General features: G+C 73.0%; 19 protein-coding genes. 14 read left to right on the forward strand and 5 right to left on the reverse strand.

All coding sequences use genetic code 11. The features are described from left to right. The first annotated feature begins 61 nt into the window (after positions 1-61). The 6 genes from J2N69_RS22500 to sucD all read left to right on the forward strand — a co-directional run bounded on the left by J2N69_RS22500 (position 62) and on the right by sucD (position 7,799). A complete protein-coding gene (locus tag J2N69_RS22500; protein ID WP_230902347.1) occupies positions 62-1,186 on the forward strand; it encodes an ATP-binding protein in 1,125 nt (374 codons plus the stop codon). Continuing rightward, a complete protein-coding gene (locus J2N69_RS22505; RefSeq protein WP_230902348.1) occupies positions 1,183-3,729 on the forward strand; it encodes a DUF5682 family protein in 2,547 nt (848 codons plus the stop codon). The genes J2N69_RS22500 and J2N69_RS22505 overlap by 4 nt, the downstream gene beginning before the upstream one ends. Beyond that, positions 3,726-4,922 carry a VWA domain-containing protein gene (locus J2N69_RS22510; RefSeq protein ID WP_230902349.1) on the forward strand — a complete coding sequence of 399 codons (1,197 nt, stop codon included), beginning with the start codon at positions 3,726-3,728 and terminating at the stop codon, positions 4,920-4,922. Before J2N69_RS22505 ends, J2N69_RS22510 begins: the two co-directional genes overlap by 4 nt. Positions 4,923-5,056: 134 nt before the next feature. Beyond that, positions 5,057-5,290 (forward strand): hypothetical protein, encoded by a 234-nt coding sequence (locus J2N69_RS22515; RefSeq protein ID WP_230902350.1) that lies wholly within the window; start codon positions 5,057-5,059, stop codon positions 5,288-5,290. Positions 5,291-5,681: 391 nt separating this feature from the next. Then, positions 5,682-6,860 (forward strand): ADP-forming succinate--CoA ligase subunit beta, encoded by a 1,179-nt coding sequence (gene sucC / locus J2N69_RS22520; RefSeq protein WP_127912797.1) that lies wholly within the window; start codon positions 5,682-5,684, stop codon positions 6,858-6,860. Positions 6,861-6,881: 21 nt separating this feature from the next. Then, positions 6,882-7,799, forward strand: a complete 918-nt coding sequence (sucD, locus tag J2N69_RS22525; RefSeq protein WP_230902351.1) for a succinate--CoA ligase subunit alpha — start codon at positions 6,882-6,884, stop codon at positions 7,797-7,799. A 120-nt stretch (positions 7,800-7,919) separates the two neighbouring features. Here sucD and J2N69_RS22530 read toward each other — a convergent pair whose 3' ends face one another. Further along, on the reverse strand, positions 7,920-9,179 hold the full coding sequence (locus tag J2N69_RS22530) for a transcriptional regulator (protein WP_230902352.1): 1,260 nt from the start codon (positions 9,177-9,179) through the stop codon (positions 7,920-7,922). A 151-nt stretch (positions 9,180-9,330) separates the two neighbouring features. On the opposite strand from J2N69_RS22530, the gene J2N69_RS22535 reads away from it, so the two are divergent. Next, positions 9,331-11,094: a cell division protein PerM gene (locus J2N69_RS22535; protein WP_230902353.1), complete on the forward strand. Its 1,764-nt coding sequence runs from the start codon at positions 9,331-9,333 to the stop codon at positions 11,092-11,094. Positions 11,095-11,115: 21 nt separating this feature from the next. On the opposite strand, the gene J2N69_RS22540 is transcribed toward J2N69_RS22535, so the two are convergent. After that, positions 11,116-11,898, reverse strand: a complete 783-nt coding sequence (locus tag J2N69_RS22540) for an MFS transporter (RefSeq protein ID WP_230902354.1) — start codon at positions 11,896-11,898, stop codon at positions 11,116-11,118. 271 nt (positions 11,899-12,169) lie between these two features. Between J2N69_RS22540 and purN the strand changes: the two genes are divergently transcribed. Both purN and purH read left to right on the forward strand, forming a co-directional pair. Then, a complete protein-coding gene (purN, locus tag J2N69_RS22545; protein ID WP_230902355.1) occupies positions 12,170-12,838 on the forward strand; it encodes a phosphoribosylglycinamide formyltransferase in 669 nt (222 codons plus the stop codon). Further along, positions 12,835-14,412 carry a bifunctional phosphoribosylaminoimidazolecarboxamide formyltransferase/IMP cyclohydrolase gene (gene purH / locus J2N69_RS22550; RefSeq protein WP_230902356.1) on the forward strand — a complete coding sequence of 526 codons (1,578 nt, stop codon included), beginning with the start codon at positions 12,835-12,837 and terminating at the stop codon, positions 14,410-14,412. Before purN ends, purH begins: the two co-directional genes overlap by 4 nt. A 128-nt stretch (positions 14,413-14,540) precedes the next feature. Here purH and J2N69_RS22555 read toward each other — a convergent pair whose 3' ends face one another. Beyond that, positions 14,541-15,167 carry a hypothetical protein gene (locus J2N69_RS22555; RefSeq protein ID WP_230902357.1) on the reverse strand — a complete coding sequence of 209 codons (627 nt, stop codon included), beginning with the start codon at positions 15,165-15,167 and terminating at the stop codon, positions 14,541-14,543. Between the two features lie 255 nt (positions 15,168-15,422). Between J2N69_RS22555 and J2N69_RS22560 the strand changes: the two genes are divergently transcribed. Beyond that, complete coding sequence (locus J2N69_RS22560) at positions 15,423-16,283, forward strand: bifunctional methylenetetrahydrofolate dehydrogenase/methenyltetrahydrofolate cyclohydrolase (protein ID WP_230902358.1); 861 nt, start codon at positions 15,423-15,425, stop codon at positions 16,281-16,283. Positions 16,284-16,621: 338 nt separating this feature from the next. Then, entirely contained in the window at positions 16,622-17,287 is a 666-nt protein-coding gene (locus tag J2N69_RS22565) for a DUF3017 domain-containing protein (RefSeq protein WP_408056906.1), read from the forward strand. 73 nt (positions 17,288-17,360) lie between these two features. On the opposite strand, the gene J2N69_RS22570 is transcribed toward J2N69_RS22565, so the two are convergent. Beyond that, positions 17,361-17,741, reverse strand: a complete 381-nt coding sequence (locus tag J2N69_RS22570; protein ID WP_230902359.1) for a peptidoglycan-binding domain-containing protein — start codon at positions 17,739-17,741, stop codon at positions 17,361-17,363. A 254-nt stretch (positions 17,742-17,995) separates the two neighbouring features. On the opposite strand from J2N69_RS22570, the gene J2N69_RS22575 reads away from it, so the two are divergent. Together J2N69_RS22575 and J2N69_RS22580 are read left to right on the forward strand one after the other, a co-directional pair. Then, entirely contained in the window at positions 17,996-19,165 is a 1,170-nt protein-coding gene (locus J2N69_RS22575; protein ID WP_230902360.1) for a sensor histidine kinase, read from the forward strand. Between the two features lie 4 nt (positions 19,166-19,169). After that, positions 19,170-19,868, forward strand: coding sequence for a response regulator (locus J2N69_RS22580; protein ID WP_230902361.1), 699 nt, complete (start codon positions 19,170-19,172; stop codon positions 19,866-19,868). Here the strand turns inward: J2N69_RS22580 and J2N69_RS22585 are convergent, their stop codons facing one another. Continuing rightward, positions 19,869-20,204: a hypothetical protein gene (locus tag J2N69_RS22585; protein ID WP_230902362.1), complete on the reverse strand. Its 336-nt coding sequence runs from the start codon at positions 20,202-20,204 to the stop codon at positions 19,869-19,871. A gap of 499 nt (positions 20,205-20,703) precedes the next feature. Between J2N69_RS22585 and J2N69_RS22590 the strand changes: the two genes are divergently transcribed. Then, a complete protein-coding gene (locus tag J2N69_RS22590) occupies positions 20,704-21,819 on the forward strand; it encodes a helix-turn-helix domain-containing protein (RefSeq protein WP_230902363.1) in 1,116 nt (371 codons plus the stop codon). The last annotated feature ends 272 nt before the right edge of the window (positions 21,820-22,091 follow it).

Here is a 22,091-nt window from a genome sequence, read left to right on the forward strand (position 1 = left end):
GTGCACCGTGGAGACACATCCGGGCCAGACGTGCCCGGGCGAGCTGGAGGGGGATCGCGCCATGACCGTTTCCGTCGACTCGACGACGTCCGCGACCACGCATCAGGACGCGGTCCTGAGGCCGCACGCGGAGCACGCCTTCGCCGCCGAACTGGCCGCGCTCGCCGCGCAGGACGACCGGCCGAGGCCGCAGCGGTGGCAGCTCTCCCCGTGGGCCGTGGCGACGTATTTGCTCGGCGGCACGCTGCCCGACGGCACCGTGATCACACCGAAGTACGTGGGGCCGCGCCGCATCGTCGAGGTCGCCGTCACCACGCTCGCCACCGACCGCGCCCTGCTGCTGCTCGGGGTGCCCGGCACCGCCAAGACATGGGTGTCCGAGCATCTCGCGGCGGCGGTCAGCGGGGACTCGACGCTGCTCGTGCAGGGCACGGCAGGCACCCCGGAAGAGGCCATCCGGTACGGGTGGAACTACGCCCAGCTGCTCGCGCACGGCCCGAGCCGTGACGCGCTCGTGCCCAGCCCCGTCATGCGGGCGATGGCCGACGGGATGACAGCACGCGTCGAGGAGCTGACCCGCATCCCCGCCGACGTACAGGACTCGCTCATCACGATCCTGTCGGAGAAGACCCTGCCCATCCCCGAGTTGGGCCAGGAGGTGCAGGCCGTGCGGGGCTTCAACCTCATCGCCACCGCCAATGACCGCGACCGCGGGGTCAACGACCTGTCGAGCGCTCTGCGCCGCCGCTTCAACACCGTCGTCCTGCCCCTGCCGGAGAGTGCCGACGCCGAGGTCGACATCGTCGCGCGCCGGGTCGACCAGATCGGCCGCTCGCTCGATCTGCCCGCGGGCCCCGAGGGCATCGACGAGATACGCCGCGTCGTCACCGTCTTCCGCGAACTGCGCGACGGCGTCACGGCCGACGGGCGGACGAAGGTGAAGTCGCCCAGCGGCACCCTCTCGACGGCCGAGGCGATCTCCGTCGTCACCAACGGCCTGGCCCTGGCGACCCACTTCGGAGACGGTGTCCTGCGGCCCGGTGACGTCGCGGCCGGCATCCTCGGGGCCGTGGTGCGCGACCCGGCGGCGGACCGCGTGATCTGGCAGGAGTACCTGGAGACGGTCGTGCGCGAGCGGGACGGCTGGAAGGACTTCTACCGCGCGTGCCGCGAGGTGAGCGCATGACCCGGGCGGGAGCCGAGACGCGCGCGGCGGCGGGCACCGGCGGGGCCCTGCTGCTCGGGGTGCGGCACCACGGGCCCGGGTCGGCCCGCGCGGTGCGGGCCGCGCTCGACGAGGCACGGCCCGACGCCGTCCTCGTCGAGGGGCCGCCGGAGGCCGACCCCCTGGTGCACCTGGCCGCCGACGAGGGCATGCGGCCGCCGGTGGCACTGCTCGCGCACGTGGTGGACGAACCGGGCCGCTCAGCGTTCTGGCCGCTCGCCGAGTTCTCTCCGGAGTGGGTCGCCATCCGGTGGGCCGTGGAGCGGGGCGTGCCGGTCCGTTTCATCGACCTCCCGGCGGCACACTCGCTGGCGCGGGCGGACGAGGCGGACGGGGCGGCCGAGAAGCCCGGGGAGCGCGAAGAGTCCGAAGGGCCCGGGGAACGTGAGGAGCGCGAGGAGGCCGTCGCAGGGTGCGCAGGGGAGGACGCCGTACGGATCGACCCCATCGCCGTGCTGGCCGAGACCGCCGGGTACGACGACCCCGAGCGCTGGTGGGAGGACGTCGTCGAGCACCGGGAGGCGGGCGGCGACGCGTTCGCGCCGTTCGAAGCGGTGAGCGACGCGATGGAGGCGCTGCGCGAGGCCTACGGAGACGGCGGGCACGGTCGCGACCTGGTCCGCGAGGCCCACATGCGGCTCCAATTGCGGGCTGCCCAGAAGGAGTTCGGCCCCGACCGCGTGGCGGTGGTCTGCGGCGCGTGGCACGTGCCCGCGCTGCGGCGCAAGGCCACTGTGGCCGCCGACCGGGCGCTGCTCAAGGGGCTCCCCAAGGTGAAGGCCGAGATGACGTGGGTCCCCTGGACCCACCGCCGGCTCTCCCGCGCCAGTGGGTACGGCGCGGGGATCGCCTCCCCCGGCTGGTACGGCCACCTGTTCGCCGCCGCCGACCGGCCCGTCGAGCGGTGGATGACGAAGGTCGCGGGGCTGCTGCGCGACGAGGACCGGCTCGTCTCGTCCGCGCACGTCATCGAGGCGGTCCGGCTCGCCGACACGCTGGCCGCGATGCGGGGGCGGCCGCTGGCCGGGCTCAGCGAGACGACCGACGCCGTGCGGGCGGTGATGTGCGAGGGCTCGGACGTGCCGCTCGCCCTCGTCCACGACAAGCTCGTCGTCGGGGACGTACTGGGGGAGGTCCCCGAGTCGGCGCCCGCCGTGCCGCTCCAGCGCGACCTCACGCGCGCGCAGCGCAGACTACGGCTCAAACCGGAGGCGTTGGAGCGGGAGGTCGAGCTCGACCTCCGCAGGGAGACGGACGCCGCCCGCAGCACCCTGCTGCACCGCCTGCGGCTCCTCGGTGTCGACTGGGGTCGGCCGGCGCGCTCCCGGGGGAGCACGGGGACGTTCCGGGAGACCTGGCGGCTGCGGTGGGAGCCGGAGCTGTCCGTGCGGGTCGCGGAGGCCGGGGTGTGGGGTACGACGGTCCTCGGCGCGGCCACGGGGAAGGCGTCGGCCGACGCGGTCGGGGCGTCGGGCCTCTCCGACGTCACCGCGCTCGCCGAGCGGTGTCTGCTGGCGGAGCTGCCGGAGGCGCTGCCCGTGGTGATGCGGGTCCTCGCCGACCGGGCGGCGCTGGACGCGGACGTCGGGCATCTCGCGCAGGCCCTGCCCGCGCTCGTGCGCTCGCTCCGTTACGGGGACGTGCGGGGGACGGACACCGGAGCCCTCGGGGAGGTCGCCCTCGGGCTCGCGGAGCGGGTCTTCGTGGGGCTGCCGGGTGCCTGTGTGGGGCTCGACACGGACGCCGCCCTGGAGATGCGGGGGCACGTGGACGCGGTGCACCAGGCGGTGGGGCTGCTCGGGGAGTTCCAGTTCCGCGCGGGACCGGCCGAGGAACCCCCGGCCGACCCCGGCGGGGACGGCACGCGCGGGATACGTGCGCGATGGTCCTCCGTCCTGCGGGTGCTCGCGCAGCGGGAGGCGGTCGCCGGGGTCGTGCGAGGGCGGTGTGCGCGGCTGCTGCTGGACGGAGGGGAGTTGGCGGACGGAGAGGCAGCCCGGCTCATGGGGCTCGCCCTGTCCCGGGGGAGCGAACCGGCCGATGGCGCCGCATGGATCGAGGGCTTCGTCGGAGGCGGGTCCGGGGGCGGCATGCTCCTCGTGCACGACGAGCGGCTGCTCGGGCTGGTCGACGACTGGCTGAGCGGGGTGTCGGACGACGCGTTCATCGACGTACTGCCGTTGCTGCGGCGCACGTTCTCGGCGTACGAGCCAGGGGTGCGGCGGACGTTGGGGGAGCTGGTGCGGCGCGGGACGCGGGGGGCCGGGCCCGTGGCGGGCGGGGGCGGCGTGCCCGGCTTCGCCGAGCAGATCGACGCCGCACGCGCGGACGCGGTTGTACCGACCGTGCGGCTGCTGCTCGGTATGGCGCAACCGCAACCGCAGCCACAGCCGCCACCACAACCGCAGCCACCGGCCCAGCCACGGGGGCACGGGCACCAACAGCCTGAGGCGGATACGGGCACGGATACGGAGAACGGCGACCTGGTGGGGGTGGCGGGATGAACGGGGCAACCGGCAGGGCGGGGGAGCAACTCGTGGTGGACGAGCGGTTGCGGCGGTGGCGTCTCGTGCTCGGTGGGGAGAGCGCCGAGGGGACGGGGTGCGCGTTGACGGGGCAGGACGCGGCGATGGACGGCGCGCTCGCCGCCCTGTACGGAGCGGGGGGCGAGAAGGTGGGCCGGGGGCGGGAGCGTTCGGCGGGGCTCGGCGGGTCCGCGCCGTCCGTCGCGCGCTGGCTCGGCGACATCCGGACGTACTTCCCCTCCTCCGTCGTGCAGGTCATGCAGCGCGACGCCATCGACCGGCTCGGGCTCTCCGCGCTGCTTCTGGAGCCCGAGATGCTGGAGGCGGTAGAGGCGGACGTGCACCTCGTCGGCACGCTGCTGTCCCTCAACAAAGCCATGCCGGAGACGACAAAGGAGACCGCGCGGGCCGTCGTGCGCAAGGTCGTCGAGGACTTGGAGAAGCGGCTCGCGACGCGGACCCGGTCCACCCTCACCGGAGCGCTCGACCGCAGCGCGCGGGTGAGCAGGCCCCGCCACCACGACATCGACTGGAACCGCACCATCGCGGTCAACCTCAAGAACTACCTGCCGGAGCACCGGACGATCGTCCCCGAACGGCTCATCGGGTACGGGCGGGCGTCGCAGTCCGTGAAGAAGGAGATCATCCTCTGCATCGACCAGTCGGGCTCGATGGCGGCGTCCGTGGTCTACGCCTCGGTGTTCGGCGCGGTCCTCGGCTCGATGCGTTCGCTCAAGACACGGCTCGTCGTCTTCGACACCAACGTCGTCGACCTCACCGAGCAGCTCGACGACCCGGTGGACGTCCTGTTCGGCACGCAGCTGGGCGGCGGCACGGACATCAACCGGGCTCTGGCGTACTGCCAGTCGCAGATCACCCGGCCCGCCGACACGGTCGTCGTCCTCATCAGCGACCTCTACGAAGGGGGCATACGCGACGAGATGCTGAAGCGGGTCGCGGCGATGAAGGCCTCCGGGGTCCAGTTCGTGACGCTGCTCGCGCTCTCCGACGAGGGGACGCCCGCGTACGACCGGGAGCACGCGGCGGCGCTCGCCGCGCTGGACGCGCCGGCCTTCGCCTGTACGCCGGACCTCTTCCCGGAGGTGATGGCCGCGGCGATCGAGCGGCGCCCGCTTCCCATACCGGACAGTGGGGCAGGCAACCGGGCATGACGGGCCATCGGCGGCAGGGGGCTTGCGCGACGGCGGGCGTCCCGTGCGAGGAGCGACGCGCCTCACCCGCGGAGCGATGCGTTCCGCCGTGCCGTGAGACGGACCTTCCCCTCAGCAGCAGCCTTCCCTTCAGCGTGCAGGGCGTCGGCGGCAGCGTGGACGCCCTCGCGCACGGTGTGACGGGTGACGTGCGGCCCTTCGCGGGTGGCGTCGTCGCGCGGGTCCAGCCGTTCGCGCAGGACCTGGCCGGGGACACGGTCGCCCCGCATGCGCAGGCCCTCGCGGGCAACGCCGTCACCGGCGCCCAGGACGTGGCCGACGACGTGACGCCGAGCTACGTACCCACGTACACCTCGGACGCGCCGTAGACCTCGTACACGTCGTACGCCTCACACCCCTCCCAGGCGTCGCACACCTCGCACACCTCGTACTCCTCGTACCCCTCCCACGCCGGCTGATCGCTGGAGCAACGGAAGCAAACGGGCGGCCCCTGACGCGGCGCGGGCCGCCCTCCGTGCCCGGCGGCGCCCCTTCGCGGCAGCGACCTGTGACCGTCATCACCGCCCAAATGTGATCTGCGATTTAGGGACCCACGGTCCACGGCGATAACCTGCGAGACGGACATGCCGCGTATTGGACTCCGTCCTACGCCTCCCTTGTGACAGCGCAGTCACGTTGCCCTCCGCGGCACGCCCACGCAGACAGCTGACACCAAAGCAGCGAGATCGCAGCGAGATCACGGATTAGGGACGGACGCGCGTGGACCTGTTCGAGTACCAGGCGAGGGACCTCTTCGCCAAGCACGGTGTACCGGTGCTGGCCGGTGAAGTCATCGACACGCCTGAGGCGGCGCGCGAGGCCACCGAGCGGCTTGGCGGCAAGTCGGTCGTCAAGGCGCAGGTGAAGGTCGGTGGCCGCGGCAAGGCCGGCGGCGTGAAGCTGGCGGCGAACCCGGACGAGGCCGTCGCTCGCGCGACGGACATCCTCGGCATGGACATCAAGGGCCACACGGTCCACAAGGTGATGATCGCCGAGCTGTCTCCGGAGATCGAGGCCGAGTACTACGTCTCGTACCTCCTCGACCGCACCAACCGCACCTTCCTGGCGATGGCCTCGGTGCAGGGCGGCATGGACATCGAGGAGGTCGCGGAGAAGACCCCCGAGGCCCTCGCGAAGGTCCCGGTCAACGCCGTCGAGGGCGTGGACATCGAGAAGGCCCGCGAAATCGTGGCGCAGGCGAAGTTCCCGGCCGACGTGGCCGAGAAGGTCGCCGAGGCCATGGTGACCCTGTGGGACACCTTCGTCGCCGAGGACGCGCTCCTCGTCGAGGTCAACCCGCTGGTGAAGACCAAGGACGGCCGCATCCTGGCCCTGGACGGCAAGGTGTCCCTGGACGCCAACGCCGACTTCCGCCAGCCGGAGCACGAGGCGCTCGAGGACAAGGACGCAGCCAACCCGCTCGAGGCTGCTGCCAAGGCCAAGGGCCTCAACTACGTGAAGCTCGACGGCGAGGTCGGCATCATCGGCAACGGCGCGGGTCTCGTGATGAGCACCCTCGACGTCGTCGCGTACGCCGGTGAGGCGCACGGCGGCGTGAAGCCCGCCAACTTCCTCGACATCGGTGGCGGCGCCTCCGCCGAGGTCATGGCGAACGGCCTGGAGATCATCCTCGGCGACGCGGACGTCAAGTCCGTCTTCGTCAACGTCTTCGGTGGCATCACCGCGTGCGACGAGGTCGCCAACGGCATCGTGCAGGCCCTGGAGCTGCTTGCCTCCAAGGGCGAGAAGGTCGAGAAGCCGCTGGTCGTGCGCCTCGACGGCAACAACGCGGAGCTGGGTCGCAAGATCCTGAGCGACGCCAACCACCCGCTCGTGCAGCGTGTGGACACCATGGACGGCGCGGCCGACAAGGCCGCCGAGCTCGCGGCCGCGAAGTAAGGGACGAGGGACAGAACAGCCATGGCTATCTTCCTCAACAAGGACAGCAAGGTCATCGTCCAGGGCATGACCGGTGCCACGGGCATGAAGCACACCAAGCTGATGCTCGGTGACGGCACCAACATCGTCGGCGGCGTGAACCCGCGCAAGGCCGGCACGTCCGTCGACTTCGACGTCCCCCAAGGCCCTAATGGCCAGGGAGGGGCCCCCATCGAGGTCCCGGTCTTCGGCACGGTCAAGGAGGCCATGGAGAAGACGGGCGCCAACGTCTCCGTCCTCTTCGTGCCGCCGGCCTTCTCCAAGGCCGCCGTCGTCGAGGCGATCGACGCCGAGATCCCCCTCGCCGTCGTCATCACCGAGGGCATCGCCGTCCACGACTCCGCCGCCTTCTGGGCGTACGCGAAGTCGAAGGGCAACAAGACCCGCATCATCGGCCCGAACTGCCCCGGTCTCATCACCCCGGGCCAGTCGAACGCCGGCATCATCCCGGGCGACATCACGAAGCCGGGCCGCATCGGCCTGGTCTCGAAGTCCGGCACGCTGACGTACCAGATGATGTACGAGCTGCGCGACATCGGCTTCTCGTCGGCCGTCGGCATCGGTGGCGACCCGGTCATCGGCACGACGCACATCGACGCCCTGGAGGCGTTCGAGGCCGACCCCGACACCGACCTGATCGTCATGATCGGTGAGATCGGCGGCGACGCCGAGGAGCGCGCGGCGGACTACATCAAGGCCAACGTGACCAAGCCGGTCGTCGGCTACGTCGCGGGCTTCACGGCGCCCGAGGGCAAGACGATGGGCCACGCCGGCGCCATCGTCTCCGGCTCCTCCGGCACCGCGCAGGCCAAGAAGGAGGCCCTTGAGGCCGCCGGCGTCAAGGTCGGCAAGACGCCGACCGAGACGGCGAAGCTGGCGCGGGCCATCCTGGCGGGCTGACTCCGGCCGTCGTGGAAGCGGGCCCGCATCTCTGCCGAGGTGCGGGCCCGCATCTGTGTTCGCGTGTGGGTGCGAGTCGGTGAGGGCTTGGCGCGCAGTTCCCCGCGCCCCTTTCAGGCGCTACTTCGGCTGCGGGGTCAGGCGGTGCGGGCCCGTCGTCAGTTCCGCGCGGAGCTTCTCGCGCAGCTCCGTGTCCTCGTGCGTGAGGGGGCCCGGGCCCATCCGGGCCGGTACGCCGCTGATGGCCTTGCCCGGGGCCTGCGGCGGCTCGTAGCGGGTGGGGGCCGTGCGCAGGGTCAGTGCCGTGGCCCCGACGATCAAGGTGGTGAGCGCGATGGCCGCGCGGGTCCAGAGGCGGGCGCGGCGCTCACCGGTGACCCGTACGCGCTCCGGGTTCGGCACCCCGAGCTTCTCCGCGGCGCCCAGTTCGCCGAGGCGGCGGTGGAGGGTCTCGGGGTCGGCCAGGTCGGGCAACCGCTCGGCGATCAGCTCGCGCGCGTACAGCAGGCGGTTGGCGGTGGCGGGCGTGCTCGCCTCGGTCTCGGCGGCCGTGTCGGGCAGGTCGAGGCCGATGCCGTCGTAGAGCAGCAGCGCACGGCGCTGGGCGGGCGACAGGCTCAGGAGTACGCCGAACAGGACGCGGTCGGCGGGTTCGGCGGGCGGGGCGTCCGGAAAGTGCAGCCCCGGCCGGAAGCGGTGCCACGGTGACACCGCGTACTCGTGCGCGGCGGCGCGCACCCACCCCGCGGGGTCGCGGTCCACGGCCACCTCGGGCCAGCGCTGCCAGGCCTGCTGGAAGGCGCGTTCGACGGCTTCCTGGGCGAGGGTGCGGCGCCCGGTGAGCAGGTAGGTCTGGCGGACCAGGGTGGGGGCGGTCTCCTGGCAGAGGGCGTCGAATGCTTGTGCGGGCGTGAGGTCCGTCCGGCGCGCGGGAGCCGGTCGGCGGTGCGGGTGGCCGGTCACCGCGGCCGGGGCGGCGGTCACGGCGGTCGGCGTCTGCGGCTTGGCCGCGCGCTTGGCCGGCTGCTCGGGCCGCGTCGTCGACCTGGCGCCCTCGGTCGGCTGCGTACGCGGGTTGCGGCGGGCGGGTGAAGCCGGTGGGGCGGGTGAGGCGGAAGCGGGTGTGGTCTTGGGGCCGGGTGCGGGGGCGGGTGAGGGTGCGGTCTTCCCGGTCTGCTCCTCGGCGGCCGTGGTCAGAAAACGCGCGTACGCCTCATGGGTGCGGCCCCGAGGATTCGTGCGGCCCCGTTCCCAGGAGCGGACCGTTTCGCGCGAGACGCCCAGCCGCGCGGCGAGGGCGGCCTGGCTCAGCGACTTCGCCTCGCGCAGCCTGCGGCGTTCCTTGGGGGACGGCAGAGACGTGGCAGGGCTCTGGGGCATGTCGGACTCTCCGCACCGTGGGCCGACGCGCGGCGGACGGCCGGGCGCAGCCGAGCCGCCGAACGAAAAAGTACATAAACGTATATTGGGCGACACATCCGGTATTCGCCTGTTACGAGGAGAAAGCGCGTGTCGTTGGGAGCATGGCCGGGTGACCCAGACGACCGATCACAGTGCCTCGCCGCCCCTCGTGCAGCTGTTGAGCGAACGGTCCCGTGACCGTTCCCCCGGACTGGCCACCTGCCTGGCGGGCGGCGCCGTCGCGGCGGGCCTCGGTCTCGGCTCGCTCGCCGTCCTGGTGATCGCCCTGTGGATCAGCTCGCCGTACCCGGACAGCGGCCCCGACGGGGCGCTGCACATCGCGGCGAGCCTGTGGCTGCTCGCGCACGGCACGGAGCTGATCAGGGCGGACACCCTCTCGGGGGCGCCCGCGCCGGTCGGCGTGACGCCCCTGCTCCTCGCCGCGCTGCCGGGCTGGCTCGTGTACCGGGCCGCGCGGGACGCGACCGACCCCGAGGACCACGGCCACTCGGTGGGCACGGCGTGGTGCGGGGTGGTGAGCGGCTATCTGCTGGTGGGCACCGCCGCGGCGCTGTACGCGTCCGGCGGCGAGCTGCGGCCCGACCTCCTCGACGCGGCGCTGCAGCTGCCGGTGTTCGCGGCGGGCGCGGCGGCCTGCGGGGTGTGGGCGGCGCACGGCTGCCCGCGCGGCCCGCTCCCGGCACCCCTGCGGCCCGCGCTCGCCGTACTGCCCCGGGTGCTGCGCGCCCATCTCCTGCAGGGGTTCTTCGTACGCGGCAGGACGCTGGCCGTGCTGCGGGCCGGGGCGGCGGGGGCGGTGGCGCTCGTCGGCGGCGGCGCGTTCCTCGTCACGGTGGCGCTGCTGTTCCGCGCGGGGGCGGTGACGGAGGCGTTCGCGCAGGTCACGGATGTGCGGTCGGGGCAGTTCGCGGTGCTGCTGCTGGCCCTCGCGCTGGTGCCGAACGCGGCGGTGTGGGGGGCGGCGTACGGCCTCGGCCCCGGCTTCGTGCTCGGCGCGGGGAGCGTCGTGACGCCCCTGGCCGTCGACGCGGGCCCGGCGCTGCCACGGTTCCCGCTGCTGGAGGCGGTGCCCGCGGCGGGGCTCGGGGTGCCGCTCGGGTGGGCGACGGGGGCGGTGCCGGTGGTGGCGGGCTTCGTGGTGGCGTGGTGCACGGTTCAGTCGGCGGCGCCCGCCTTCGGGGAGCGCGACGAGGCCTGGTCGCTGGGGCGCACGGCCCTGGGCGCGACGGGTGCGGCGGTGGTGTGCGGAGTGGCCACGGCGGTGCTCGCGGCCCTGGCGGGCGGACCGATGGGCGTGGCGGTGCTCGCGGAGTTCGGCCCGGTGTGGTGGCGGACGGGCGCGGCGGCCGTGGCCTGGACCTTGCCGATCGCGCTGCCGACGGCGCTGCTCCTGCGCGCGTGGCGGCTCCGGAAGGGCAGGGACACCACCGGGGGCGGGGCCGAGGCGGCGGGGTCGGAGGTGGCGTCCGGTGGCGACGAGCGGCGTCGGAAGGGGACGGGCGGGCCACCGAAGCCCGCTCCGGACGCCTCCCCGGCCCCTTGCGCCGCGGCGGCGGCCGATGACGGGGAGGCCTCCGGCGCCGGACGTCGGGCATGGACGCCGCGCTTCGCGCTGCCGTCCCCGCGCGGCTTGCGGCTTCCGCGGCCCCGGCTGCCGCGCTGGGGGCGGCCCGGCCTCGGTCTCGCCCACGCAGGGCTCTCCCGCGTCACGCTTCCGTGGCGGACGAGCGGGCCCCCGGCCGAAGCGACGACTCCCACTCCGACCCCTGCTCCGACTCCCGCTCCGGCCTCCGCCCCGCCCCAGGCCTCGGCGCCGGACTCGCCCCCGGGCCCCGCTGCCGGCCGTACGCCGGAAGTCCCGGGCGACACGTGAGACCAGAAGAGGGCGGGGGCGTCAGTCTTCCTGCTCGCCCAGGAGCGGACGCAGCCGCTCGGGCAGGAGGTCCTCGCAGGACTGCTTCGACGTGGTGGTGAGCGCGTCGTCCACGCACGTGTAGTAGTCGCGGTAGACCAGCTGCGCCGTGAACGTCCCCGCCACCATGACCAGCGCCAGCGCGCCCGTCACCAGACCGCTGATCGCCGCCGTCGTCTGCGGACGCGTGGACGGCGGCCCGCCCTGCGCCCCGCCGCCGGGGGCGCCGGCACCGGCCGCGGGCCGCGTCTGGTCCGGCGTACGCGGCTTCGCCCGCAGCGACTGGACGGCCCACATCACCGCGAAGGCGCCGAGCGCCAGCGCGACGTACCGCCAGCCGAACAGCGCGAAGAAGAAGGACCACATGCCCGAGAGCAGGGCGTAGCGCGCGCGGCGCTGGGCGGGGTCCGTCGGGTCCCATCGCAGGCCACCGCCACCGGGACCGGAGGGCCCCTCCTTGCCGGGGCCGCCCTGCGGGCCGGGCCGCTCGCCGAAGCCGCCCGGCGAGCGGCCGGGCTGGCGGTCGCTCCACTGGCTGCCCCAGGGGGAGCCGTGGCCGCCGTCACCGGAGCCGTCGGGCGAGGAGCCGTCGGCGCCGTCAGCGGGGCGGCGCGGCTGCCACGGCCGGTCCGGGGTCCCCTCCGGCGGCGGCGCGAAGGGGTTGTCGTCGTCCTTGCCCGTTCCCTGCGGGCCCGAGCCCCGGGACTCCGGTCCCTGGGAGTCGGAGTCCTGCGGTGGAGACGAAGGGCGGCTACGGTCCGGCATCAGGTGTGCGTCTTCCCCTTGGTAGAGCCGTGGTGGAGAGCCGTGGAGCCCGCATGCGGCACCGCGTGCGGCTCGGCCACCCGGCGATCGTCGGTATTGGCGCCTTTTCCCCAGACGCTACCTTCCGCGCGCGCCCCCGTCCCGTGAGGGGCGGTTCCGGGTGCCGGTATCGTTGCTGACGGTCGGCCGCTTCGTAGAGTTCCCCGTATCGCGGGGCTCGAAGCCTTCGTACGACCGCACAAAGACGCACCTTCCGAGAAAGGGCCCCGCTGTGGCCGAACGCGCCGTGGCCGAGAGCGCCGAGGGCGAGAGCGCTGTGGACCCGCGTCCCAAGCGACTCGTCGTGCTGGTCTCCGGATCGGGCACGAACCTCCAGGCCCTGATCGACGCCGTCCACGCCCGGGGCGCGCGGGCCTACGGCGCCGAGATCGTCGCCGTCGGCGCGGACCGCGACGGCATCGCGGGCCTGGAGCGCGCCGAGCGCGCCGGCATCCCGACCTTCGTCTGCCGCGTGAAGGACCACGCGTCCCGCGACGCGTGGGACCTGGCCCTGGCCGAGGCGACGGCCGCGCACGGACCGGACCTGGTGGTCTCCGCCGGGTTCATGAAGATCGTGGGGAAGGAGTTCCTCGCGCGCTTCGGCGGGCGGTTCGTGAACACCCACCCCGCCCTGCTGCCCAGTTTTCCGGGGGCCCACGGCGCGCGCGACGCACTCGCGTACGGCGTGAAGGTCACCGGCTGCACCGTCCACTTCGTCGACGACGGCGTCGACACCGGCCCGATCATCGCCCAGGGCGTGGTCGAGGTCCGGGACGAGGACGACGAGAGCGCTCTGCACGAGCGCATCAAGGAAGTCGAGCGCACGCTGCTCGTCGATGTCGTGGGGCGTCTGGCCCGGCACGGCTACCGCATTGAGGGACGAAAGGTTCTTATCCCGTGACCGCCGAAGCTACGAACGCGAACGCCGCGCAGCGCCCCATCAAGCGCGCGCTCGTCAGCGTCTACGACAAGACCGGCCTCGAAGACCTCGCGCGCGGGCTGCACGAGGCGGGTGTCGAGCTGGTCTCCACCGGCTCCACCGCCGCGCGGATCGCCGCCGCCGGGGTGCCCGTCACCAAGGTCGAGGAGCTGACCGGCTTCCCCGAGTGCCTGGACGGCCGGGTCAAGACCCTGCACCCCAAGGTCCACGCGGGCATCCTCGCCGACCTGCGCCTGGAGGACCACCGCAACCAGCTCGCCGAGCTGGGCGTCGAGCCCTTCCAGCTCGTCGTCGTGAACCTCTACCCCTTCAAGGAGACCGTCGCCTCGGGCGCCACTCCCGACGAGTGCGTGGAGCAGATCGACATCGGCGGCCCCTCGATGGTCCGCGCCGCCGCCAAGAACCACCCCTCCGTCGCGGTCGTCACCGACCCGAAGCGGTACGCGGACGTCCTCGCGGCGGTCAAGGCGGGCGGCTTCGACCTGGCCGCGCGCAAGCGGCTCGCGGGAGAAGCGTTCCAGCACACGGCGGCGTACGACGTCGCGGTCGCCGGCTGGTTCGCCGACGGGTACGCCGCCGCGGACGATTCGGGCCACCCCGGGTTCCTCGGCGCGACGTACGAGCGCAAGAACGTCCTGCGCTACGGCGAGAACCCGCATCAGGGCGCGGCCCTCTACGTCGACGGCACGGGCGGCCTCGCCGAGGCCGAGCAGCTGCACGGCAAGGAGATGTCGTACAACAACTACACGGACACGGACGCCGCGCGCCGTGCCGCGTACGACCACGACGAGCCCTGCGTCGCGATCATCAAGCACGCCAACCCGTGCGGCATCGCGATCGGCGCGGACGTCGCCGAGGCGCACCGCAAGGCGCACGCCTGCGACCCGCTCTCGGCGTTCGGCGGCGTCATCGCCGTCAACCGTCCGGTGAGCAAGGCGATGGCGGAGCAGGTCGCCGACATCTTCACCGAGGTCATCGTGGCGCCCGGGTACGAGGACGGTGCCCTCGACGTCCTCACCAAGAAGAAGAACATCCGCGTGCTGCGCGCCGAGCAGGCGCCGGCCAACCCCGTCGAGGTCAAGCAGATCGACGGCGGCGCGCTGCTCCAGGTCACCGACCGCCTCCAGGCCGACGGCGACGACCCCGCCAACTGGACGCTGGCCACGGGCGAGGCCCTGGACGCGGGCGAGCTGGCCGAGCTGGCGTTCGCCTGGAAGGCGTGCCGCGCGGTCAAGTCCAACGCGATCCTGCTCGCCAAGGACGGCGCCTCGGTCGGCGTCGGCATGGGCCAGGTCAACCGCGTCGACTCCGCGAAGCTCGCCGTCGAGCGGGCGGGCGAGGAGCGGGCGCGCGGCTCGTACGCGGCCTCCGACGCGTTCTTCCCCTTCCCCGACGGCCTGGAGATCCTGACCGCCGCGGGCGTCAAGGCCGTGGTCCAGCCGGGCGGTTCGGTCCGCGACGAGCTGGTCGTGGAGGCGGCGAAGAAGGCGGGCGTCACGATGTACTTCACGGGGACGCGGCACTTCTTCCACTGAGCCGCACCTGACGTCCGTACGTAGGTGTGGACGTGCGTGCGCGTGTGAGTACGACGGTGGCCGCGTCCTTCCTCCGGGGAGGGACGCGGCCACCGTCGGTGCCCCGTACGCCTACGGGGTCAAGTCGCTCAGTAGCGGGGGCGGTTGAACCAGGCCGTGCCGCTGGGGACGACCGGGGCCATCGTGATGATGACGGCGAAGACGACCCAGATGAGCGGGCCGATGATCGCGCTCGCGAAGCCGGTGTCCAGGCCGACGAAGAGCATGATCAGGCCGACGACTCCGCCGAGCGCGCCGTAGACGACCGTGGTGATCCGGACGCCCTGACCACCCCGGCTGAACTTCACGCCGAGCGTGATGGAGAGGGCCGCGAGCCCGGCCGCGACCAGGGCGGCGACGATCGCGATCCCGGCCACCGCGTCCCCGGCCTCGCCCATGCCGGAGAGGCCCAGGTCCTCGCCGCTGTCACCGGCGTCACTGGCGATCGCGCCCGCGTAGAGGTAGATGATGGCGAAGAGGATCTGCACCGCCGAGATCAGGAACAGGAAGACGCGCGCGGTGACCAGGAGGCCCGGCATCGACTGCTGCATCATGTTGCCGCCCGGGTAGCCGGGGTAGGCCGGCTGCTGCGGGTAGCCGTAGCCCTGCTGCGGCGGGACGCCGGGCGGGGGCTGCTGGGGGTAGCCGTATCCGGGAGCGGCCGGGGGCTGCTGGGGCGGCTGCCCGTAGGGGTTGTTCGGGTCGCCGTAACTCATGGCGGTCTTCCTCCGTCGGGTGGTGCGGGGACGACGCGGCACATCACGGAGGTAGGTATTACAGATGCGGTCCGTCCCCCCGACACTGCCCGCGGCACTGTGCCGCTTATCGTTCTTTAGGCGTGGCTTATTTGTCCAGCCGCATTCCGTATGTGTTGTGCAAGTGCAACCTCGCTGATCAGCTGTTGGGGCGCCGGGAGGCCGGGGGAGCGCCCTGATTGGTACCGGGCGGGCCTCATCCGGGAAGATGGGGTCATGACCGCCCAGATTCTCGATGGCAAGGCCACCGCAGCCGCGATCAAGTCCGAACTGACCGCCCGCGTGGCGGCCCTGAAGGAGAAGGGCATCACGCCCGGACTCGGTACCGTCCTGGTCGGCGACGACCCGGGCAGCCAGAAGTACGTCGCGGGCAAGCACCGCGACTGCGCGCAGGTCGGTATCGCCTCCATCCAGCGCGAACTGCCCGCCACCGCCTCGCAGGAGGAGATCGAGGCGGTCGTCCGCGAGCTGAACGACGACCCCGCCTGCACCGGCTACATCGTCCAGCTCCCGCTGCCCAAGGGCATCGACGAGAACCGCGTCCTGGAGCTGATGGACCCGGACAAGGACGCCGACGGCCTGCACCCGATGAACCTCGGCCGCCTCGTTCTGAACGAGCCGGCGCCGCTGCCCTGCACCCCGTACGGCATCATCCGGCTGCTGCGGCAGCATGACGTCGAGATCAAGGGCGCCGAGGTCGTGGTCGTGGGCCGCGGTGTGACCATCGGCCGGCCGATGCCGCTCCTGCTCACCCGCAAGTCCGAGAACGCGACGGTCACGCAGTGCCACACCGGTACGCGTGATCTGGCGGCGCACCTGAAGCGGGCCGACATCATCGTGGCCGCGGCGGGCGTCCCGCACCTCATCAAGCCCGAGGACGTGAAGCCGGGCGCGGCCGTCCTGGACGTCGGCGTCTCGCGCGACGAGAGCGGCAAGATCGTCGGCGACGTCCACCCGGGCGTCGCGGAGGTCGCCGGCTGGATCTCCCCGAACCCGGGCGGCGTCGGCCCGATGACCCGCGCCCAGCTCTTGGTGAACGTCGTCGAGGCCGCCGAACGAATCGCTGCCGCGAGCTGACCCGGGAGAGGGACGAGCTCATGAACGCAGAATCCGAGCGGGGGGGTCGGCGGATGTCGGGGGGGCGGGCGGCTTCGGGGGGCCGGAGGGCCTCGAAGGGGCGGTCGGCTTCGGAGGTGGCGTCGGTTTCGGAGGGGGCTTCGGCCTCGGAGGCGGGGTCGGCTCCGGAAGGTCGGTCTACCTCGGAGGTCGGTTCGGCTTCGGAGGTCGGGTCGAGTCCGGGCGTGAGGTCGGCTCCGGAGGCCCGATCGGCTTCGGATGGTGTGCCAGCCTCTGAGGGGGCATCGGCCTCAGAGGGTGCGCCAACCTCGGATGGTGCTTCGGCCTCCGAGGGCGCGCTGGCCCCCGAGGGTGCGTCGGCCCACAAGGGCGAGCAGACCCCGGAGACGCGGGAGGCGCTCGGCGCATCGGCGGCTTCCGCGTCAGCGGAGGCCCCAGCGACAACCGCGGGGCCCGCGGGGACGGCGGGGGCCCCCGAGCCCGCCGAGATCTCCGCGCCAGCCGAGGCCCCGGCAACCGCCGAGGCTTCGGAGACCCCCAAGGGTCCCGAGACCCCCGAGACCGTGGAGGCCAAGGGCGCGGTCAGTGCGCCCGGGCCGGATGGGCAGCCGCGGAAGGCCTCGCGGCGGTTTCCGCTGTTCACGCGGGACACCGCGCGGCCCGAGGGCGGCGGTCGCGCGGCCTCCGGTGACGCGCCCGCCCCCGCCCGCCAGTGGCCGCTGCTCGGCGTCTGTGCCGTGGTGGGGCTCGGGCTGCTGCTCACCGCGCTCGACGTGTTCCGCGTCGGCACCATGCTGGTCGGCCTCGCGCTCGTCGGCGGCGCCGTGCTGCGGTGGGCGGTGCCGGACGTCGGCATGCTGGCGGTGCGCTCGCGGTTCACCGACATGGTCACGTACGGGGCGCTCGGCACCGCCATCGTGCTGCTCGCGATGATGGCGCAGCCCGAGCCGTGGCTGGAGATCCCGTTCCTGGACGACACGCTGCACTTCACGATCGACAGCTGACGATCGACAGCAGGCGCGGCGCACAGGGCGGAACGGCGGCCCGTCCTCCCCCCAAGAGACGGGCCGCCGTGGCTCACCAGGCGCGCAGCTTCGCCCAGGTCTTCTTGCCGACGATGCCGTCCCACTCACTGGGCTTGTTCGGGAACTTCTTCTTCTGGAACGAGTAGACGGCCTTGTGGGTCTTGTTGCCGTAGAGGCCGTCGGCCTTGAGGCTGGAGTAGCCGTGGAAGAGCTTCAGCAGGCACTGAACCTCCGCCACCTGCTTCTTCGGGCTCCCGGCCTTTGTGATGGCGGTGCCCGAGTACAGCTCGTTGGCGCAGTTGTACTCAGCGGCGGCACGCGCGGGCGCTGCCTGCGGGGCGGTGGCGAAGGCGCCGGCCGCGGGGCCGAGGGCGAGGCCGCTGCCGAGGGCCACGGTGGCCGTGGCGAGGGCTAGACGCTTACGAGTGATCATGACTTCCTTTCCGTGGCCGCGGGCCGGGTCCCCCCGTTGGGTCCCCCGACGGCCCGCGGTGCGAACCGGTGGCGCCGGTGGTCGGCCGGTGCCGTTGGTGCCGGACAAGAAGTTACGGATTCGCCGGGCGGGGGTCGTCCCGCACTCGGTTGACATTCGGGTGCCCCCGGCGTCGTAGCCGCGCGGTTCCTGCAACTTGCGCGGTACCGCGCATAGTTGACGTCGCCCGCCCGCACCGGGGTTACGCTGCGGCGATGCGGACCCGCCCCCTCGCCGTCGACGCGCTCATCGCGGTCGCCCTGACCACGGTGGCCGTGCTGCTCGGCCAGGAGTCCGTACGACAGGGCTGGCCCCCGCTCGACACCACCGGCTACGCGTTGGTGGTCCTGGCCAACGCTCCGGCGGTCCTGCGCGGCAAGGCGCCGGTCGCCGTGCTCCTCTTCATCCACGCGGTGTGGATCGGCTACGTACTGGCCGGCTACTGGCCCGTCCTGAACACCTTCGCGCCCATGCTCGCCGTCTACACGGTCGCGTCGGTGCGGCCCACCCGCGTCTCCCTGCCCTGCGCGGCCCTGATGGGCGCCGTGTGGATCTTCGCCGGGGTGGTGGCCGGCGGCGCGGGGATGGCTTCCGTCGTCGCCCAGGCCGTCGGCTTCCCGCTGGTCATCTGGCGCTTCGGGCACGCCGCCCGCCACACCGCCGAACTGGCCCGGCAGCTGAAGCTGGAGCAGGACGAGCGGGCCCGGCGCGAGGTCGCCCAGGAGCGGGGCCGGATCGCCCGCGAACTGCACGACGTGGTCGCCCACCACATGTCGGTGATCTCCGTGCAGGCGGGCCTCGCCACGTTCGTCTTCGGCTCGGACCCGGCCACGGCGCGCGCCGCGCTCGGCACCATCTCCGGGACCAGCGGTGAGGCCCTCGAAGAGCTGCGCCGCATGCTGCGGGTGCTGCGCGCCGGGGACGGCGAGCCGGGCGGCGGCGACGCGGCGCCCGAGGCGCCGATGCCGGGGCTCGCCCGCCTGGACGACATGGTCGAGCGGGTCCGCGCCGGAGGCGTCCCCGTCGCTCTGCGCGTCACCGGGACGCCGCGGCCGGTGGCCCCCGGCGTCGAACTGTGTGCGTACCGCGTGGTGCAGGAGGCCCTGACCAACGTCATGAAACACGCCCGTGGGGCGGCCGCGACCGTCGAACTCGCCTATCGCGACCGGCACATAGAGGTTTCGGTCATCGACGACGGGAAGGGGGTGATTCAGGACAGAGTGCGAACCGGCAGCGGACACGGCTTGATTGGGATGCGGGAGCGGGCCAAGCTCTACGGCGGGACGATCAGCATCGGCCCGCTGAGCGAGGGGGGATTCGCCGTGCGGCTCACCCTGCCGACCTCGGCGCAGGCCGCGGCTCGGGGGGACGACGGGGCGGAATGACCGGATGACCGGCTCCATCAGGGTACTTGTCGTCGACGACCAGTTCCTCATCCGCGCGGGGCTGGTCGGTCTGCTGCGCGCCGCGCCCGGCATCGAGGTCGTCGGCGAGGCGGGCGACGGCGACGAAGCCGTCGAACTCGCCGCGCGGACCCGGCCCGACGTCGTCCTCATGGACATCCGGATGCCGGGCACGAACGGCATCGCGGCCACCGAGAAGATCCTCGCCCAGGCGGCCGACCCCGCGCCGCGCGTCCTGGTGCTGACCACCTTCGACCTGGACGAGTACGTGTACGGGGCGCTGCGCGCGGGCGCCTCCGGGTTCCTGCTGAAGGACTCCGGCCCCGAGCGGCTGCTGGCCGCGGTCGCCGCGGTCGGCTGCGGTGACGCGCTCTTCGCGCCGAGCGTGACACGGCGGCTCGTCGAGGCGTTCGCGCGGCAGGCCGCGGGACCAGGCGGCGACGAGGTCCGGCCGCCGCCGGACCTCGCGGCGCTGACCTCGCGCGAGGTCGAGGTCCTGAAGCTGATCGCGCGCGGCCTGACCAACGCGGACATCGCCGAGCGGCTCTACATCAGCGAGGCCACCGTCAAGACGCACCTCAACCGCACGATGAGCAAACTCGGCCTGGACAGCCGGGCGCAGGCGGTCGTGGTGGCGTACGAGACGGGGCTCGTCACGCCCGGGGCGGGCGGGACGGGCGGCTGATCAGCAGGTCACGACCTTGCCGTAGGAGCCGCGGCCCCAGGTCCACTCCCACTGCTGCTTGTGCTGGTAGGTGAGGCACCGCGAGTCGGGGCCCCAGTCGATGACGACCTTCAGGTGCATGGCTCGGCCGCAGAGGTTGGTCACCTTCACGTACTTGCGGTGCTTGACGACGTCCCGCTTGACGCAGGCCGGGGCCGTTCCGCGGAGGGCGGGTGCGGACGCCGTCGTCGCCGATGTGGTGGGAGCCGCCGTGGCCGTGGGGGAGGCGGCGAGGGCGGTGCCGAGGAGGGCGGCCGCGGTGATGAGGCCGCCACTGAGACGTTTGAGGTACTGCATGTGTGCGGGGTTCCCTTCGTGAGGAAGCGCGGTCCGCTGCTGCGGGTGCCGCCTCACAGACTCTGCCGACCCGTTCCGGCCCGGTGCCACGAACTCGGCCGAAGTACGTCCTTTCGGGTATATCGCCGCCGTAGGGGTGGCGTGGAAGAGCCGTAGGGGTGGCGCGGGAAAAGAGACGGCGCCCGTCCTCTCCCCCGTGGGAGGACGGGCGCCGCCGGTCAGGGAGGTGTGCTTCCTGCTGGAATCTCCCGATGTAAGCGGTGCGTTCCGCTCGAGATCCAGAGTCATGGACGCGCCAATCCCGTTCAAGGGGTGGCCGGTCCCTGTGGCACGGAGGTGACCATTCCGCAACGGTGTCCTCGGCCTGCAACGAGCTTGATCCGATGTCTGTGCGAACCAGTGGCCCATAACGAACCCATGCGGCCGCGCCACGGGAACTGTCATCCTGGCTCTGCGCATCCCTGAGGGCAGGTACGCACTCGGGGGAAGAGGGGGAGCCATGCCTCGCTGGAAGGCGCTGCCGGATGAACTCGACCCGGAAGTACGGGAGTTCGCCGACCGGCTGCGCGCGCTCGTCGACCACAGTGGTCTGAGCGTCGCGGCGGTCTCGGACCGGACCGGCTACAGCAAGACGTCGTGGGAGCGTTATCTGAACGGGCGGCTGCTCGCGCCGAAGGGCGCGGTCGTGGCGCTGGCCGAGGTCACGGGGACGCAGCCGGTGCATCTCATCACCCTGTGGGAGCTGGCGGAGCGGGCCTGGAGCCGTTCCGAGATGCGGCACGACATGACCATGCAGGCGATACGGATCTCGCAGGCTCGGGCCGCCTTGGGGGAGTTGGGGGGTGCCTCGGGTGCGGGGTCGTCTGCGGGTTCATCTGCGGGTGCGGGTGCGGGTGTGGCGGGGCGTGGTGAGAAAGGTGGGCCGCCTGCGGGGAGCGGCTCCGCGGGCTTCGGGGCGCTGACCGGGGTCGCGGGACCGGCGGGTGTCTCGCCCACCGTGCCGCCGCCGGTGTCGTCCTCTTCGTACGGTGATGCCTCCGCGTCGCCCTTCGGCGCGGCGGGCACGGCGGACGTGGGGAGTGGCGGGGGGCCTTCCGCCGACGGGCAGCGGTGGCGGCGGAAGGTGACGATGTTCCTCGCGGGCGTGGTCGGCGCGCTCGTCGTCATCGCGGTCGTCGTCTTCCTCCCCGGGCTCCGGGACGACGGCAAGGGCGGCGGCGATGAGGCCAGGCAGTCGGTGACGCCGAGCGGTACGGGGGAGGCGAAGCTGCCGGACGGGGTGGAGTGCCGCGGGGCGGACTGCGTGGGCAAGGACCCGGAGGGCATGGGCTGCGGCGGGGAGTTGGCGAAGACGGCCTCGCGGGCCACGGTGGGCAGGGCGCTGATCGAGGTGCGCTACAGCAAGGCGTGCGGGGCGGCGTGGGCGCGGATCACCCGGGCGTTGCCCGGGGACGAGGTCACGGTCACGGGGGCGGGCGGGGGTGCGGCCGCCGAGCAGAAGAGCACGGTGGACGAGGACTTCGACGCGTATACGCCGATGGTGGCGGTCAAGGCGGGGAGCGAGGCGAAGGCCTGTGCGGTGTTGGCGTCCGGAAGGACCGGCTGTACGGAGTAGGTGGGGTGGGGGCGGTGTCTGCCGGGGGTGCCGTCGTCGCCTTGGGGCGTCTGTGGGTGCGGGGCCGCGGGGGTATGTCCGTGCTCGCCATCTTGGCCTTGGGCCCTGGGTGCTTATCGGCTGGGGGGACACCGCCACTGTGCTGCGCGCGCACATACCCCCGCGTCCCCTTCGGTGCGTTCGCGGCTGCGGGTCGGCCCGCCTTTCGCCGTGGTGTCTGCCGGGGGTGCCGTCGTCGCCTTGGGGCGTCTGTGGGTGCGGGGCCGCGGGGG

The sequence above is a fragment of the Streptomyces huasconensis genome (assembly GCF_021028635.1).
Classification (GTDB): domain Bacteria; phylum Actinomycetota; class Actinomycetes; order Streptomycetales; family Streptomycetaceae; genus Streptomyces; species Streptomyces huasconensis.